Here is a 14,452-nt window from a genome sequence, read left to right on the forward strand (position 1 = left end):
TGAACTCCTTTGGTATCGATCGCGTTGCGGGTCGAGTCATATTTCAAAATAGCTGAAGTGCTTATTATATATACATTCTAGCAGTTTTTGCCCCCCGGGTTCTCTGAGTTTGTGAGAAATGCGGGTAAATGTCCCAACAAGTTAAAGTTTACACGGTATGTGACTTGAACCGTATTTTGTCCAAACGGTCACGACATACTTCAAAATCACTTAGGACAACATATAGTTCAAAATTATAAGTTGAGTTAAAAAACTTCAATTATCAAGTACGGCAAGCAACAAGGCTTTTATAGTTCATTTGTACGCAGGCGGCGAACAGAGCTTTTAAAACTGAGTAGAGATGCGATCGCGCTTATCGCTCAATTTTTGGCTAAACATGTTTTTGAACCATATTGTGGACGTTTTGAATCATATTTTGACCGAAAGTTTAAATTTGTCGATGAAATTAGTGTGTCTTGCTCTGCATTTTTTACCAAATCCGAAAATAAAACTTTTGGTTGCATTATGGTTCATATTTAAAACACGTGGACATAATTTGATTCATAAAGTTAGGTTGAAGATTTGCTCAAAAGCTTGAAATTACGTTAACTTTTGGTCACGCTATGGTTCAAAATTTGGTCATGCGGGGGGTAAAATCACACGGTACTCTGTGTCAACAGCAGTATCCTAATGGTTTTTTACACGCCAGGGCATTGCTGGGAATTCCGTATCATTAGCCGCACGGGTGGGATATTCGGGGAACAAAAGATTTATTACACGGCGGAGGCAGCGTTGCGGATGGGGTTGGAGTGGTTACGGGATGAACGGTAATGAGTGCGTATATGCGATCCAAGGTCAGCATTAGTAGCAAGAGACAATCACTTTTGGTGAAGTGAATTGCTCAAAATTTACCCCCATGCGATCATCTTCGGCGGTCGAAGCAAGGCCATCGCGCTTCAAGAATGATTTCGAGTCAACTGTAGCAAGATAGCCTCAAGGCTTTGCAGTGCTGCGTTTGTGGTGCGTTGATTTTCGTCAAAATTACGTTGATGTTCTTCAAAGTTACGTTGATGTATTTCGTGGCTATCGCGTAACTCAAGTAGTACATCATCTAAAATTGCACTTCTGGCTAATACACGATTTACATTTTCGGTAAGTGAGTCTAATTGCTGTTGAGTATTGGATTGTCTCTCAGCAAGCCCCAATACTATTTGTTCAAGTCGGTCTAATCTGCTAGGGAAATACTCAGGCGTGTCGGTCATATTACTTTCGTTAGTCCTCTACTAGGGATTATATAAAGTTGTGACATAGAATTGCACGTTATTTTAGCAACAGTCTCCAGTCTGAACAGCCTTTTACTATTAGACTACTAGTTTTGCTCCCTGCAAAAAGCATAAGATGACATCTATAAGTTGTGCTTCTCTCAATTGCGATCATTGCTATTAGGAGCAGAGAGTTGAATCATTTCAGTAAAACGTGAATACTTAACTGCATCGGTAGGGGGATAATCTGCCGACACTGCAAGTAACCCAATTTTTATATCCTCGAAATAAATCACACCTCCAATACGCCCTTCAATTTGAAAAGCTCCATGAAATAAATGATACGGAGCGATGTAGATCAGCAAAAAGTCACTAATCTTTATTGCCCTGTCAAACATCTGCTGACAAGTTTTTTGGAGGACAGCATCTAGATATTCATTATAGGCCGGCTCACCCAGGTCAGTAAATTCCGGCTGATCCGCAAAATGATCCATATAAAATAGCCAGATATCGGACAAGTCTGCGTCATTCGTCAGTTTTTGCTTAAGTTCATGTAATCGGTCGATATTCATATTGTGGATATTGAGAAGATGGGGCAAACAGACAGTTAAAAAGTTAAAAAGTTATCAATTATTTTTGCATTAATGGGGGATAAAGAATTGTCACCAAAGGGTTCTAATAAATGGTGGGGGACTAACATCACCAGACTAGTGCTAGTGTACTATAAGATTTGTAGTTTAGGATTTAATTTGCTCGTGGCATAGTGTTTACCGAGAGATTTCCGCAGCAATCCACGCCCAATTTAAACGCTACACTGATTTAGTCGAAGGGGTTGCGCTAGATGAAGCATACCTGGATGTTACTGAGAATAGGCAAAACATCACCTATGCTTCTACGATTGCAAGATACATCAGAAGTGCAATTTTCCAGTCAACTCAGTTGACGGCAACCGCAGGCGTGTCGATTAACAAGTTCCTAGCAAAAATGGCATCCGGTCAAAATAAGCCGAATGGACTGACGGTTATTTTACCAGAGCAAGCGATGTCTACGACAAGCCGCAAGCGTCTACGCTTTTGTAGAACAGCTGCCGATTGAAAAGTTTCACGGTATTGGAGAAGTTACAGCAGCGAAAATGCACTCACTCGGCATTCATAGTGGTGCAGATTTGAAAGAGCGTTCGTCTCTGACGTTGCCGCAGGCATCGCTCTTGGAGCTAACATACCACTTTGGTAAAGCTGGTCATTATTACTACAAAATTGCCAGAGCAGAAGATGACCGTCCAGTTGAGGCGAATCGGGTTCGTAAGTCCATCGGTGCAGAAACCTCATTTGCTAAAGACTTAACTGACCATAATGAGATGTTACAAGAACTCGAACAGATTGCCCAAATTGTCGAGCAACGCTTAGAGCAGCACGAAACGCAAGGCCGCACATTAACTCTGAAAGTCAAGTTTTCTGACTATCATCAGATAACCCGCAGTAAGACAATGCTTGCTCCCATCAGTGAACTCTCTACGATTTTTGAGATAGCCAAAGCACTGTTTGAGTCGATTGACCTGGAGAACCGCAGTATTAGGTTACTGGGCATTTCCTTGTCCAACCTGGATAATGCCAAACAAACCCAAGTGATTCAATTGCCATTATTTCAGAATGGGAACATCATATTTTAGCGTAGGTGTAGTCTGTTCAGACGCTGACAACTCGGTAATTGCCAGAGAGCGAATCAACTCCCGAATCACATCAGTTGCAGGTCTACCTGTACTTGCACAATATTTTTCAAGTTTTTCGCTTTCAACTGATGCAAGATTTATTGTGATTCGTTTGACAGCCCATTTTTTGTTCATGACTTGCTCTAATAATTAAATTTCATGAATTATCTAGACTTTAAATGCCAAGTGCAATACTTAACAAATATATAGATGTTAACCACAGCATACTTGCCGTAAAACTATTTTTAGCACATCCCTCCCCAGAGTATTTACTTGTAGCCCAAAACTTCACTGATAAATCATTTATATGAACTTTAGAACATTTGAAAGGAACTTGTATTTTTGGTAAATATTGTTAAGCAAAGCGCAATCGAAGTGAGCCTTGCAAGAGGCGTATAATCAGCAAGTATTGCCAATTGAATTTAGTAAACCTTATCTTCATACAATTGCATCTAATATTCATTTGCTCTTTACCCAAAGGTGAAATTGACTAACTACTCTGGATATAGACTTTCATTCAAGCACTATATTTAACTCTGTAACTTAACGAAAGCTTAAGCAAGCTAGAAAATTTTCTAGGAGCATTAAGGTTTAATAATTTTGGTTCTTCAGTAGCTGTTATGCCAAATTATTAGTTAGATATAGGACTAATATTTGATTTCTGAAAAAGCTCGGTACAACTCGAAAAGCCTAATTCCTTATTCCCTACTCCCTACTCCCCACTCCCCGCCTACGTAAATAATTTCAAAAATCAAATACGATTCCTATATCAAAACTAGACTCGACAATAAAGCTCAAAAGCCCGAATCAGTGCTAAACCTCATAAATAACTAGTAAATAATGCTGATTTTTCTTGCCTAGTAAAGGTTGTATGGCTTTTTTGAAGGTAATTTAGCATGATATATTAATTTTTATTCAGTCAGAGCTTAATTTACTCACAGAAATCATCAACCCTCAACTCGCGCCATACATCAGACGGTTGCCACCCGGAGTTACCCACAGAGCATAGGGGGCGATAGTGTTCTGAAATGTAGTCCGATTTTGATACTTCAATGTACACAGGTGGATTTGGTTCAATCACTGTTTCAGCCATATTTTGGCTCTCAGGCATCTCAATGGGTTCAGTGGGTGGTGGGGTTACTTCTGTTTTCTTGCGAATTGGGTTAGAGGTTTTTTTGATGAGTCGTTTCATATCTATAGGAATCATTTGGCTCTCCACAAAGAACGGATATCCCAGAATATAGGAAGTTATCAGCGAATCAGAGGCATTTTGCCAGAAAGTTGTATGGGTGCGGATTGCTTTTTAGAGACAAGAGCAGAGTACGATGCCGAATAGCCCGCCGTAGACATCGCGTTTAGCTATAGTTATGACGGTTGATTCGCATATCGAAAAATATTTGCCGACCATTGGTCGGCAAATAGGTGATAGAGTCAATACTGAATATCTCTCAATAAGTTCGGATAAGCATTTTCCCCTTTCCTTGTGGTCTAGTGAATGGGGTTGAGAGTGAAGAATAAAGGGTATGACAATCAGACTGCGATCTCACTTGCATCACGTTGCTCCCTCCAAGACTGACTCAAATCAAACTCAATTGCCGCACTTTCTCCACTGCTAAGTACTCCGGCTTCAGCCTAAAAAAGCAATTACACCACCTGCCGCTCATTACCCGTTCAATACCATGCGGTTGCTTATTGTCGAAACTGATGCAATCGCCTGACTCTAACCAGTATGATCTAGACAGTTATTTGGTGATTATCCAAGTGAGCAACTACAACCCCCAATAAAATCCTTACACAATAAGACTTTTGAGCTTAACCCGGTAAAGTTCCAATGATTCTCATACCCCTAACCTGACTGCCAGATACTCGTTGTAGCGCCTCATGACTTCCATGCGAAGCGCACCTCCTATAGCCAGTTCCAATCCTGCTTCTGGTTCTACTTCAACGATCGGGACGATCGCATTGTTCAGCCAGCCTAAACCATGTTTCTCATCTACTTCTATATGGTCGTAAAAATATTCGCATTTTACCCGTGCATCCGAATATAGGCGTTCTAAACCAGCAACAACTGAACGATTGCGATTTGGGTCGAAAATTTCGGGCATTCCTAAACTTCCAATTCCCTTAAAATAGTGTCTCCGGTTCAAACCGAAGCAAAAGTACAGGTTATGACCTGCGTAGGGTCGCCAGTCTTCCCAAATGGGGAGTGTTGGTTGCTCTAGACCAAGAGAAGCAAGCATCTGCGTGAACTGCCTACCGTGTGACTTCTCTGCTACTCCATGACCACATTCATCCCACATATTATGAACGATTTCAGCTTTCACTGTCTCTGAAAAGTGGAGTTGTGCTAAAGCTAAGGCATCGCAAAAACGATAGTTTAAAGTCGCATCTGAGAGTATAAATATATTGAATTGCTCAATAGATGCTTGGTTTTTTAAAAAGTTTAACAAGCATTTATCGAGATCCGATTCTGTGTGTGCCTGTTGAACAAACCAATCACGAAGTAATTTTGGGTGTTTTGCTTCAGACGGAGATGGTAATTGTTTTTGAATGCGTGGCAGTTCATAATTAAGCCATGCATTTTCAATTTGATTACGAATTGTTAATAGCCAAGGGCTATGTTCGTGTATACAAATTGGTGATAGGGGGTGGCTAAGACTTACTTCATAGATATTATAAAGACTTTTATGAACTTCCAAAAGTGCTACAGATTCTTCATCAGTAAATGCTGAATGCAAAATTATTGGCAAATCTCGATATAAGGTGTTAAGGATTGTCTCAGCTTCTGGAAGGATCTGGTGAGTATTAGAAAGAAGATAGACAATTCTTTCTAATAATGTACGTGCCTTTTCTGGAGATTGAGGAGTTATAAAAGAAGGTTTTAAGTTAATTGCTCGATCAGTTGATGAATTTAATAGCATCTAAGTTAGAGAAATTTCTTGAGGTTAATATAAATTAAGGAAGAGTTTTTGGAAATCAAAGAAAATTGTAAAACATAATTCGGCTATCAAAAAATAGACAAATTTCATAGAACTTTTGGCAAGAATAATGTTTCCAAAATTTCTTCACGCACTTGAAAAGTAACAAGGCAATCTGTTTGAAGTAAACAGTCTATTAGCAGCTTATTTGCATAATAATAATGTTTAAGGCTTTGTTGATCTTCTTCGTTAAAATCTTTAAAACTAACTCCTAACAATTGATCACCTAATAGTTTTTTACTTGCGACTTCTCTGACTTTATCTGCACCGTGCTTTAATCTCTCTTCATTTTCTTGCATAGTATTATTTACTTCAAAAAAATCACTCATTATCCTCTCTAGTTCTTCTCGATTATCTTGCCGTATTTTTTGAGATTTTATACCATAATTAACAGCAATTTTCATAATTTCATCAGCAGAAGCTGCATTAATTACTTTTATACTTGCTTCATCAGTCATGTCGTCATATTTTTTAGCATGAATAATACCTTCTTCCAAGCTATTAATATCTTTAAGTATACGAGTAAAACAATTACCGCAAGTTAAGTACTTTGTTCGTGGTTCCAACAAAAAGCAAAGCTGTCTATCTGGGTCGATGTCATAATCAATGTCAAAATAAAATGCACGAATAGCAGCAGAAAATTTCTTTACTTCTAGATTATCTTTTATCTCAAATAGGTGGAGTAGCGATTGAGACTTTTTATTTACAAGCTTCAGATATTTCTGTAGATTATCTTTACCCTCTAAGATTTGATCAGCTTTCTCCTTCATCAATCTAAAAAGATTGCTAGCATCTGATAATATCTCTGCTACTAGGAGAAAAACCTCCCTCCATTTGCGGTTTATTAGATGTTTAACTAGCTTATGTAATTCTTCTTGATCTTTTTGTAATTTTTGATTACTTATTGATTTGTTATCAGCTTCCGAATTTGGAAATTTATCATTATTTTTAAATTCTTCATCGTGATGTAATTCTTCGTCTAATGTTTGTGGGATTAAGCTAACAATTCTTTTAGCAACAAAATACTCATGAAAAGTAAGGTGAGAAAATGAATAAATTCCTTTAGCTCGCTCAATTATAATCCCATGTTGAGCTTCCATAGCTTTCAAAAGCTCTTCAATATCCCCCTGCGAAATGTTTGACTCACTATCAAGATTTGATATTTTCTCGATATATTTTTTCAGAATGAGCTTGACTTCTAATGGGGTAAAAAAATACTTCTCCTTTTCAAAAGTACTGTAAGCAATTTGACGGAGTAAATCTTTTTTGCGTGGAAGTGATAATTTTTGATAAATTTGGTCTCGATGAATTCCACGTTTGGCATCCCATTTTTTTAATAAAACATCTAATCCTTCATGGTAACTTTCCGAACGATTATTTGTTAAACTAGCAGATTCTTCAAATACTAAGCATAGAAGAGTTAGTAACAAAGGAGTGACGGCTAATTGATAGACACGATTATTCTTATTTAGGTACTTAATAAACTTCTCTGACTTTCCTGATTTGTTTTTGAACCAATTGTTAGCAAACTCATTTATTTGTTTATCATCAAAATCAGCTATCTCTACTTCTGTGAATTTATCAAAGGTATACTCCCATGCCGCAATTCGACAAGCGATAACAAAATGATTGTCAAAATATATCCGAGAAAAACTTCTAACTTCTTTTAAAGTATGCTCTTGATATTCGGCACTAACTTCATCTAATCCATCCAGTAAAATTAGAGCAGAACCCTGCTTAAATAATTCGCTAAGTTCTTCTTCTGTTACATCACACCCAGAGTACTGCTGCCTAATATATTCAAATAAACTAGGTTGAGTTGGATCTTCAGCAAAATATTTTAGAGGGATAAAAATAGGTACAAGGTGAGGTTGAAAAATACCTTGATTGCACTGAACTGCTAGATATCTTAAGAAGGTAGTTTTACCAGATCCTGGCTTTCCTAGTACAATTAATTTCTTATATTTTTCAACTGCTTTTACGCCAAGAAGTCGCTTTTCTACAACTTTACCTAACCCAAATCTGTCAAAATTCTCATATCCACATTCTTTAAGTAATTCATCAATTGTTGTACGTCGGAGTGCTGTTAGCTTCTCCAAAATATTCACATCGGTATAGATTTGACTCAACTCAATCGGTTGTGTCATATCTAATATACGCATCGTTCCGCACAACTCTTGGGTTAGTTCTTTTACCTGAGTCCGCACCTTTCCAACTAAATCTTGAGCTGAAGGTGCTAAATATCCATACACAATCTCTTGGTAATCAATTTCTAACGCTTCACAAATGGTAGTAAAGTACTTTTCCCAAACGTTCTCGCCGTTAAAAAACTTACTGATAACAGAACGATTGCAACCCAGTTGAGCAGCTAGAGACTCTTGTGTGAATTCTCGCTTGATAAAAGCCTCATGTGCTTGCTGGAGTCCTTTTGGAGATGCTTTCAAAGAGGGTTTTGCCATTGCTGTTACAGTTAGGTACATACATTCTAGCAATTATAGCCTTAATAAAACAACATGGCAATTTTATATAAAGGCTTTAAACCAAAATAAATAGACAATAAGTAAAAATAAGTAAACATCCTTGCAAAATAAATTTTAGTAAGTTATTGTACGTATAAGCCAAAAAGGGCGAGTCATAGTCGCTCTGGCAGGAGTATACCTATGACTCACAATGACTTTATGCAACCGCAACCTTCACTAAGAGAGTGTCTAGACAGTCTGCCCAGGTTTATTGGGACAGAAAGCCCGTATTATGCTTCTCTCAAAAGAGTTGGGAAAGATAACCAAAGGATTACTTTTCCGAATAGACACTCAATCACCTGTCCTTATGAGGAGCTAATTGATGTAGCTAAGGAGTACGGTCTTACCCCATCACCCTTGGGGATGACCACTTTGTTGTCGCAGCAACCTCCTAATAGCGCGATTGATTTTTTTCGTTCCAGGGTTATTGTTGTGGCAATAATCAGTGGTTTTGGGATTGTTAGAGTGGAATTCCCCGACTCTAGGTCATTTATTGGCAAAGTCGAAATATTTTATAGAGGGCAGCAAATAAAGACTCGCTAATAGTTTTTGAGTGGTGAAGGAAAAATAAATTCTGTCCTCCTAGTTTTTACACACTTCATTTAGAGCAGCTGGTACAGCTGACACTTACTAACAATTAAATATCTACTCGTTAATATCCAACTAGCCTTGAGGATTAGATACTAATCACATGCTGTTTCAAGTGTAAACCCACATGAACAGCTTTTTTGTTGGAAGTTACATACAACATACAGGGCTGTTGTATTTGTCAATAGCTTGTTGTAACCGAAGGTGTATTTATCCCAAATTTCACTCTTCAAAAAGGGCAAAACCATGAAACATCATCTAACTGACGACGGTAATTTCTTATTCAACTCGGCTTGTAAGGTACTGAAATTTTTTCTGCTGAGTCTGTTTGGTTTCGTGATCGCGTATGTCATCTCTCAAGTTTTTGGAGTTGACACAATTGTTCAAATGCTATTATCTCCAAGCCTATGGGAGTGGCTTGGACGCATCGCAGTGTTTATCTTCTGCTTATTTGCAGTTGCCATCATTTATGAGTCTTCTCATTAATTGTCTATCGACATGATCGAGTCAGGTAGGAGTCAGTGGATAGTTCAAGAGAGAGGAAAACTGCCCGACGCTCTCTAAGAGACGATCTTGCTAGCTAGATCCCTGTAGGAGTATGCGGACTCGCTCTTTGTGGCGCTATCTGTTTCAGTAAAGCGACAGACGACGGGTCTTGGGTTTAACACCCCGATTGTTGCCTCAACTTCCCCTTTCTTACGGCAGTCAAGCATGGCTCCTTTCTCAGTAGGGATCGAATCCCTACTGAGCAAAGCTCCTCCAGCATACCTGCCTCCTTCAATTTGTAATCCATGCGGTATCGGATTAGATTATCGTCATGAATAAAGTTTTTTTGAATATTTATTTGGTAGCTATTACATTGCTACCGCTTGGTTTAGCAGTTATGGACTCTAGTTATATCCCTTTAGCTACTGGCATTATTCCTACATCCATAACTTGTTTGTTGCAGCTAAATTCCAGTAAGACTACAAAACCCCAAATTGAAGAGAGTGAAGATTCAGACTGACTTAGTATAATCTAACTCTAATTTTGATAGATTATACACTTGTGCTGATAGGGAAATTAATGTTTGACGACTTTGAACAATAAGGGGTGCTGGTTGCATCAGTACTCAAGTATCCAAGTGTTTATGGGTATATTGTCACACTCACTGCCTCTCTAAATCGTAGCTGATCGCTCGTGCGATGGGCGATCGCATCTGAAGAAGGCGAAAGATAGCAACTATCCTTCTAAGTTGTGGACAAGGTTAATCATGCTTATGCCTCCTGACTGGACAATAGACTCCACAAGTAATCAATCCGTTTCCAAGCGATCGCAGCTTGCCGTGGAGAGCAACTCAATCCATAAGCACGACGGGCATCGTAATTACCCTTGATTCCCTTGGCTACTCCAACGGGAACCCCAGAAGCCACCTCACGAATACCGGGTTGATAGCTTCGGTCTTCATGAGAGAGCCGTACTTGCGTAATCTGATTTCCAATTTGGTCTGCCCAGGGGGTTGGCTGTTGACGGTAGAATAAGCCATCGGCGTAGGCAATGATAAAGACTCTTTCTCTTTCATGTGGCAAGCCGAGGCAGTACGCGGGTATAGTTTCCCATTCACATACGTACCGGATTTGGGAAAGGTCTTCGAGGACTGTTGCCATTCCTCTAGAGAGCAGCCCTGTTGGGTTTTCGATGAGAGCGATTGCTGGTCTACACTGGTTGATGATCCTAAACTGTTCTCCCCAGAGTGCGGATCTGAAGTCGGCAAGTCCAAGTCTATTTCCTGAGTTACTTGTACCCTGGCAAGGGAATCCGCCGCAGATGATGTCGAACTGTCGTCGGTGGCAGTGGTAATTGGTGATGTCTGGATGGATGGGGATTTCTGGTTGTTCATGGCGCAATTGTGATTGAGAATAAGGTGAGATTTCGACAAATTGCTGGACTCGGAATTTGTGGGATAGACCTGCGGCTGATATTCCGTGGTGGCAGAGTCCGCCGATGCCGGAGAAAAGCGAGAGGACTGATTTCACTCTTGCGATCGCACTCCTGACCAATTCATCAGGTACTTCAAAAATTCCCAACCCTTCGGCTACGCTCAGGGCAAGCCGCCCAATGTAAGGAATCGGTGTAATCTCGCGTGGATTCTCCAGCTTCCAATGGTATTGCTCAGGCATTCCCCAACCAGACGCAACTTGTGAAAACTTGCAATCTACTATTGTGACAATACCGATGACTTGACCGCGACGTAGAGAGATTAATTCTGGGATTACTACCCCCATGCTTTGGCAAAATTCTCTCGCTAGCTGGTACTCTTTCTTGGTACAGGTTTTTGCAGCGTGAATCAGAATGTCGCCGCGATAATTGATAGGCCAGCCACGGTTTTCAACATTTTTGAGAGCATAGATAATTGCCCATGCCCAAGGTTGCCTGACTGAAAGTGCTTTCATCTGTTTTAAAACTCCAGCAATTGAACGTAAGCATCCAACGCTGCAAGTGCCGGGTGCGGATGTGGCTGTGAACGCAGTCTGTTGCAGATTGTGGCGATAGTTCCAAGTTCTGTAAAGCTGAAGCTGATACTGGACTGTCGAGCCGCGCAGTGTTGAATAATCGTCAGTAACACAAAATTCAACAATTGAATTGTAAGATCACGTCGATTGGCTAAATGTGTTTCTAAGTTGTCAGTAATAATTAGGCGACTAGCACTAAGAGAATTGCACTTTTCAACATCTGGTAAAATTCGGAGCTTGAACTTGTAATCGCGCTCAGTAGATAAACATTCATCAGGGTCAAGAGTTGCCCATTTATGGAAGAGTTGTTGGTATCTTGTACTCATAAAGTCTGTAGTTTCTCGTTTCTGCGAGAATAGAAAGAGGAAGGAGGGATTATGACAAACGCTTTTCCACCGGAAGATATCAGTGCAAGGTTTGATAATATTGATACTCGTTTAGAAGAGATAGGTGACGAACTGGATTTGCTGAGGACAGTACAGAATGCTAACAGGCGGGAAACACGAGGAAATTCCCAAACCATTGCAAGGTTGGAGCGTACCATTAGGGAACTGGCTGACATTGCACGCCTCCATCAGGAAGGATTACGCGCTGCTCAAAGAGATGCTGAACGTGACCGTCAAACCATAAGGGAAACTGAAATTCAAGCTGACCGCGATCGAGAAGTATTGTTGGCTTCTCTACTCCAAGCAGAGCGCGATCGGCAAACCTTCCAAGAAGAAATCCGCAGAATTTGGGAGTATTTACGTGACCGAAATGGCGGCAGTAGTACGCCGAATTAATTAACTCCATCCCCTTTACCTGGCCAAGTTCAAAAATTTCGATGTAGATAAATCGCATAACATCGTCGCAGTGCCGAGCTTACCGTAAAGGCGGTTTTTCTCAACAATCAACTCAATAGTGCGGTCGCTTGGGTCTTTTGTGTAAACAGCATCCCGGTAAAGCATGATTAACTGGTCACAAACCTCAAAGATTTCGCCAGAGTTGCGTAATAGATGACGATTGGGGCGTTTATCAGCCGTTGTTTGATTCCCCCGATTGATTTGACAGCCCAAGAAAACAGGGATTTTGTGAGACTTGGCGATATCCCGAATCTGGCGGGTAATCTTGCCCACCTCATGAGCCATGTTCCCACCGGATTCCAAAGGAATCTGCTGCAAGTAATCAATAAACACAGCACCAATAGAACCACCAAATTCGGCAATAGCACGGCGCACCGCAGAAGCAATCATTGTGGTTGTAGGGGAGGAATGCTCGTAAACCTTCCAAGGCAGTTCCACCATCTGCCCTATACCTTGTGCTATTTGCTCCCAATAGCATTGAGTATTGGTTTGAATCATAGAAGCGTCTGTGCCTGTGATTCGGGCTAGCATTCGGGCATTGAGTTGATTCTTATCCATTTCTGGAGTTACATACAGAACTGGTTTTCCAAGTTTGGTCATGATTTCGTAAGCATAAGAAATCATGAAGTGAGTTTTCCCCATGTGGGATTCAGCAGCCACTACAACTAAGCTACTGGGATAAATGCCACCGGTGATATTTTCTAAGTCGTACCAGCCAACTTTGTCGCCTGCCATGTTTCCCATCTCCAGCTTTTGAAAAAGTTCAATGCCCATGTCTTGTGCTGAGAAAACCTTGCAACGTTCATCGCTTTGATTTTGGGTAACGGCGAAAACTTTCGCCTCAGCAAGGGATAGTACAAGTGGCAGTTCAGTTTGCGTCTCGTAACCGAGTTGGACAATTTCATTGCCCACTTTGATTAGCTGTCGCCGTCGGTATTTTTCCATCACCAGATCAGCCAAAGCATCGATATTGACGGCAGATACAGTGCGGTCTACCAGAGTCGCTAACTTATTCCTGCCACCAATGCGGTTTAGCAAATTGTGGTCAGCTAACCATGCGGTGACGCTTAGTAAATCTGTGGGTTGAAACAGAGCGTGAAGCGTTGTCGCAGCTTGATAAATATATGAGTGGGCGCTGATGTAAAAGGCTTCAATGCTTAGGCGATCGCTGACTCTGGTTATTGCTTCTGGGTCGAGCATAATCCCGCCCAAAATCGCTTCTTCAGCTTCGATATTTTGTGGAGGCAAGTTGTCAAGTGACCTGTCAGGATGGAAAGAAACTACGTTGTCTTGATTAGGGTGCATAATTAGGCTCTAGCGTGCTAATTTTAACTGCGCTTCAACTTCTCGCAAATTCATGGAAGATGGTCTGGTGTTGCTCAGAACTTTTGGGGAAGAAGCTGCGGCTTGAAGTTTTGCTTTTAACTCCAGCATTTGTGGGCTGTGTTGATACTCATTGGATGGAACCCGAATGGATTGCTCTTGCTGACGGCGCATTTGGTCTTGTGCCAAAGCATCTTCGAGCGTGATGCTATTAGTCTGCGAACCCAAAAATGCTGCGTGATGGTTGGGGAAAGGGGAATAGGTAAGGGGTAAGGGATTTGAAACCTTTTCCCCTTCCCCTTTACCCTTTGCCCCGCCAAGCTCAGTGGTGTTTTTTACTCTGTGAGCCAAAGCAGTATGCTGTTGAGGTGGGGACTGTTTTTCTGTTTGCAATACTGCTTGCTGATAGCGCTGCATCAGGTTCGTCCAACCACCCTTGGTTTTCTCCCAGGTGTTCATTACTGCGATCGCATGATCTATTTCCTGTCGTGCGGAGCGTTTCGATTTCGTTGCTAATTCTTGTGCTAGGAAGTCCACGACTATCGGGTTGAAGTTCTGGTACAAGTTATTTAGCTTTCGCTCTCCATTGCGCCAAGGTAAAACCCAGCAATTCCACTTGATTGTTTCTCTGACAAGCAATGGTAGAGAATCATCACTCATAGCAGTTGGGTCTGTTAGCCAGGCATCAATCAGTTCTTTCACGTTCCGGGCTGTCTTGTAAGGACAGGTTAGTTGCAGCTTCTTATTCGATTGTTCGGATT

At 40.8% G+C, this 14,452-nt stretch carries 15 protein-coding genes and 2 pseudogenes; 7 read left to right on the forward strand and 10 right to left on the reverse strand.

Going from position 1 to position 14,452, the window contains the following annotated elements:
• Nucleotides 1-669: 669 nt before the first annotated feature.
• Nucleotides 670-810: a hypothetical protein gene (locus tag LC574_RS04640; protein ID WP_229451711.1), complete on the forward strand. Its 141-nt coding sequence runs from the start codon at nucleotides 670-672 to the stop codon at nucleotides 808-810.
• A 125-nt stretch (nucleotides 811-935) separates the two neighbouring features.
• Here the strand turns inward: LC574_RS04640 and LC574_RS04645 are convergent, their stop codons facing one another.
• Both LC574_RS04645 and LC574_RS04650 read right to left on the reverse strand, forming a co-directional pair.
• Entirely contained in the window at nucleotides 936-1,241 is a 306-nt protein-coding gene (locus LC574_RS04645) for a hypothetical protein (protein WP_179076662.1), read from the reverse strand.
• Between the two features lie 161 nt (nucleotides 1,242-1,402).
• On the reverse strand, nucleotides 1,403-1,813 hold the full coding sequence (locus tag LC574_RS04650; RefSeq protein WP_229451712.1) for a hypothetical protein: 411 nt from the start codon (nucleotides 1,811-1,813) through the stop codon (nucleotides 1,403-1,405).
• Between the two features lie 217 nt (nucleotides 1,814-2,030).
• Here LC574_RS04650 and LC574_RS04655 point away from each other — a divergent pair.
• From LC574_RS04655 to LC574_RS04670, 3 genes and pseudogenes are all read left to right on the forward strand, one after another.
• Nucleotides 2,031-2,174 (forward strand): annotated as a pseudogene (locus tag LC574_RS04655) (DNA polymerase IV); the annotation flags it as partial.
• Nucleotides 2,175-2,180: 6 nt separating this feature from the next.
• On the forward strand, nucleotides 2,181-2,336 hold the full coding sequence (locus LC574_RS04660; protein WP_229451713.1) for a hypothetical protein: 156 nt from the start codon (nucleotides 2,181-2,183) through the stop codon (nucleotides 2,334-2,336).
• A 37-nt stretch (nucleotides 2,337-2,373) separates the two neighbouring features.
• Complete coding sequence (locus LC574_RS04670) at nucleotides 2,374-2,910, forward strand: hypothetical protein (RefSeq protein WP_229451714.1); 537 nt, start codon at nucleotides 2,374-2,376, stop codon at nucleotides 2,908-2,910.
• Here LC574_RS04670 and LC574_RS04675 read toward each other — a convergent pair.
• The 4 genes from LC574_RS04675 to LC574_RS04690 form a co-directional block, all read right to left on the reverse strand.
• Nucleotides 2,881-3,084 (reverse strand): CopG family transcriptional regulator, encoded by a 204-nt coding sequence (locus LC574_RS04675; protein ID WP_229451715.1) that lies wholly within the window; start codon nucleotides 3,082-3,084, stop codon nucleotides 2,881-2,883. The genes LC574_RS04670 and LC574_RS04675 overlap by 30 nt on opposite strands.
• Before the next feature lie 796 nt (nucleotides 3,085-3,880).
• On the reverse strand, nucleotides 3,881-4,156 hold the full coding sequence (locus LC574_RS04680; protein ID WP_229451716.1) for a hypothetical protein: 276 nt from the start codon (nucleotides 4,154-4,156) through the stop codon (nucleotides 3,881-3,883).
• A gap of 631 nt (nucleotides 4,157-4,787) precedes the next feature.
• Entirely contained in the window at nucleotides 4,788-5,870 is a 1,083-nt protein-coding gene (locus LC574_RS04685; protein WP_229451717.1) for an iron-containing redox enzyme family protein, read from the reverse strand.
• 104 nt (nucleotides 5,871-5,974) lie between these two features.
• On the reverse strand, nucleotides 5,975-8,386 hold the full coding sequence (locus LC574_RS04690; RefSeq protein WP_229451718.1) for an NACHT domain-containing NTPase: 2,412 nt from the start codon (nucleotides 8,384-8,386) through the stop codon (nucleotides 5,975-5,977).
• A gap of 201 nt (nucleotides 8,387-8,587) precedes the next feature.
• Between LC574_RS04690 and LC574_RS04695 the strand changes: the two genes are divergently transcribed.
• Nucleotides 8,588-8,989 carry a hypothetical protein gene (locus LC574_RS04695; protein WP_229451719.1) on the forward strand — a complete coding sequence of 134 codons (402 nt, stop codon included), beginning with the start codon at nucleotides 8,588-8,590 and terminating at the stop codon, nucleotides 8,987-8,989.
• 291 nt (nucleotides 8,990-9,280) lie between these two features.
• On the forward strand, nucleotides 9,281-9,520 hold the full coding sequence (locus tag LC574_RS04700; protein ID WP_229451720.1) for a hypothetical protein: 240 nt from the start codon (nucleotides 9,281-9,283) through the stop codon (nucleotides 9,518-9,520).
• Nucleotides 9,521-10,290: 770 nt separating this feature from the next.
• On the opposite strand, the gene LC574_RS04705 is transcribed toward LC574_RS04700, so the two are convergent.
• Both LC574_RS04705 and LC574_RS04710 read right to left on the reverse strand, forming a co-directional pair.
• Nucleotides 10,291-11,466, reverse strand: coding sequence for a DNA cytosine methyltransferase (locus LC574_RS04705; protein ID WP_229451721.1), 1,176 nt, complete (start codon nucleotides 11,464-11,466; stop codon nucleotides 10,291-10,293).
• 5 nt (nucleotides 11,467-11,471) lie between these two features.
• Nucleotides 11,472-11,852: a hypothetical protein gene (locus LC574_RS04710; protein WP_229451722.1), complete on the reverse strand. Its 381-nt coding sequence runs from the start codon at nucleotides 11,850-11,852 to the stop codon at nucleotides 11,472-11,474.
• A 51-nt stretch (nucleotides 11,853-11,903) separates the two neighbouring features.
• Between LC574_RS04710 and LC574_RS04715 the strand changes: the two genes are divergently transcribed.
• The gene (locus LC574_RS04715; RefSeq protein ID WP_229451723.1) at nucleotides 11,904-12,308 is read left to right on the forward strand and encodes a hypothetical protein; all 405 of its coding nucleotides are present in this window, start codon (nucleotides 11,904-11,906) and stop codon (nucleotides 12,306-12,308) included.
• 15 nt (nucleotides 12,309-12,323) lie between these two features.
• On the opposite strand, the gene LC574_RS04720 is transcribed toward LC574_RS04715, so the two are convergent.
• Both LC574_RS04720 and LC574_RS04725 read right to left on the reverse strand, forming a co-directional pair.
• The gene (locus LC574_RS04720) at nucleotides 12,324-13,673 is read right to left on the reverse strand and encodes a DnaB-like helicase C-terminal domain-containing protein (RefSeq protein ID WP_229451724.1); all 1,350 of its coding nucleotides are present in this window, start codon (nucleotides 13,671-13,673) and stop codon (nucleotides 12,324-12,326) included.
• A 9-nt stretch (nucleotides 13,674-13,682) separates the two neighbouring features.
• Nucleotides 13,683-14,452 (reverse strand): annotated as a pseudogene (locus LC574_RS04725) (hypothetical protein); the annotation flags it as partial.

This window comes from Nostoc sp. CHAB 5715, assembly GCF_020829685.1.
In the GTDB taxonomy this organism is placed as follows: domain Bacteria; phylum Cyanobacteriota; class Cyanobacteriia; order Cyanobacteriales; family Nostocaceae; genus Nostoc.

Bases quoted from the DNA above. Each gene is read 5' to 3' on its own strand.
- LC574_RS04690 (WP_229451718.1), bottom strand. From the start codon at position 8,386: ATGGCAAAACCCTCTTTGAAAGCATCTCCAAAAGGACTCCAGCAAGCA.
- LC574_RS04705 (WP_229451721.1), bottom strand. From the start codon at position 11,466: ATGAAAGCACTTTCAGTCAGGCAACCTTGGGCATGGGCAATTATCTAT.
- LC574_RS04675 (WP_229451715.1), bottom strand. From the start codon at position 3,084: ATGAACAAAAAATGGGCTGTCAAACGAATCACAATAAATCTTGCATCA.
- LC574_RS04645 (WP_179076662.1), bottom strand. From the start codon at position 1,241: ATGACCGACACGCCTGAGTATTTCCCTAGCAGATTAGACCGACTTGAA.
- LC574_RS04695 (WP_229451719.1), top strand. From the start codon at position 8,588: ATGACTCACAATGACTTTATGCAACCGCAACCTTCACTAAGAGAGTGT.
- LC574_RS04715 (WP_229451723.1), top strand. From the start codon at position 11,904: ATGACAAACGCTTTTCCACCGGAAGATATCAGTGCAAGGTTTGATAAT.
- LC574_RS04700 (WP_229451720.1), top strand. From the start codon at position 9,281: ATGAAACATCATCTAACTGACGACGGTAATTTCTTATTCAACTCGGCT.
- LC574_RS04650 (WP_229451712.1), bottom strand. From the start codon at position 1,813: ATGAATATCGACCGATTACATGAACTTAAGCAAAAACTGACGAATGAC.
- LC574_RS04680 (WP_229451716.1), bottom strand. From the start codon at position 4,156: ATGATTCCTATAGATATGAAACGACTCATCAAAAAAACCTCTAACCCA.
- LC574_RS04720 (WP_229451724.1), bottom strand. From the start codon at position 13,673: ATGCACCCTAATCAAGACAACGTAGTTTCTTTCCATCCTGACAGGTCA.
- LC574_RS04640 (WP_229451711.1), top strand. From the start codon at position 670: ATGGTTTTTTACACGCCAGGGCATTGCTGGGAATTCCGTATCATTAGC.
- LC574_RS04685 (WP_229451717.1), bottom strand. From the start codon at position 5,870: ATGCTATTAAATTCATCAACTGATCGAGCAATTAACTTAAAACCTTCT.
- LC574_RS04670 (WP_229451714.1), top strand. From the start codon at position 2,374: ATGCACTCACTCGGCATTCATAGTGGTGCAGATTTGAAAGAGCGTTCG.
- LC574_RS04710 (WP_229451722.1), bottom strand. From the start codon at position 11,852: ATGAGTACAAGATACCAACAACTCTTCCATAAATGGGCAACTCTTGAC.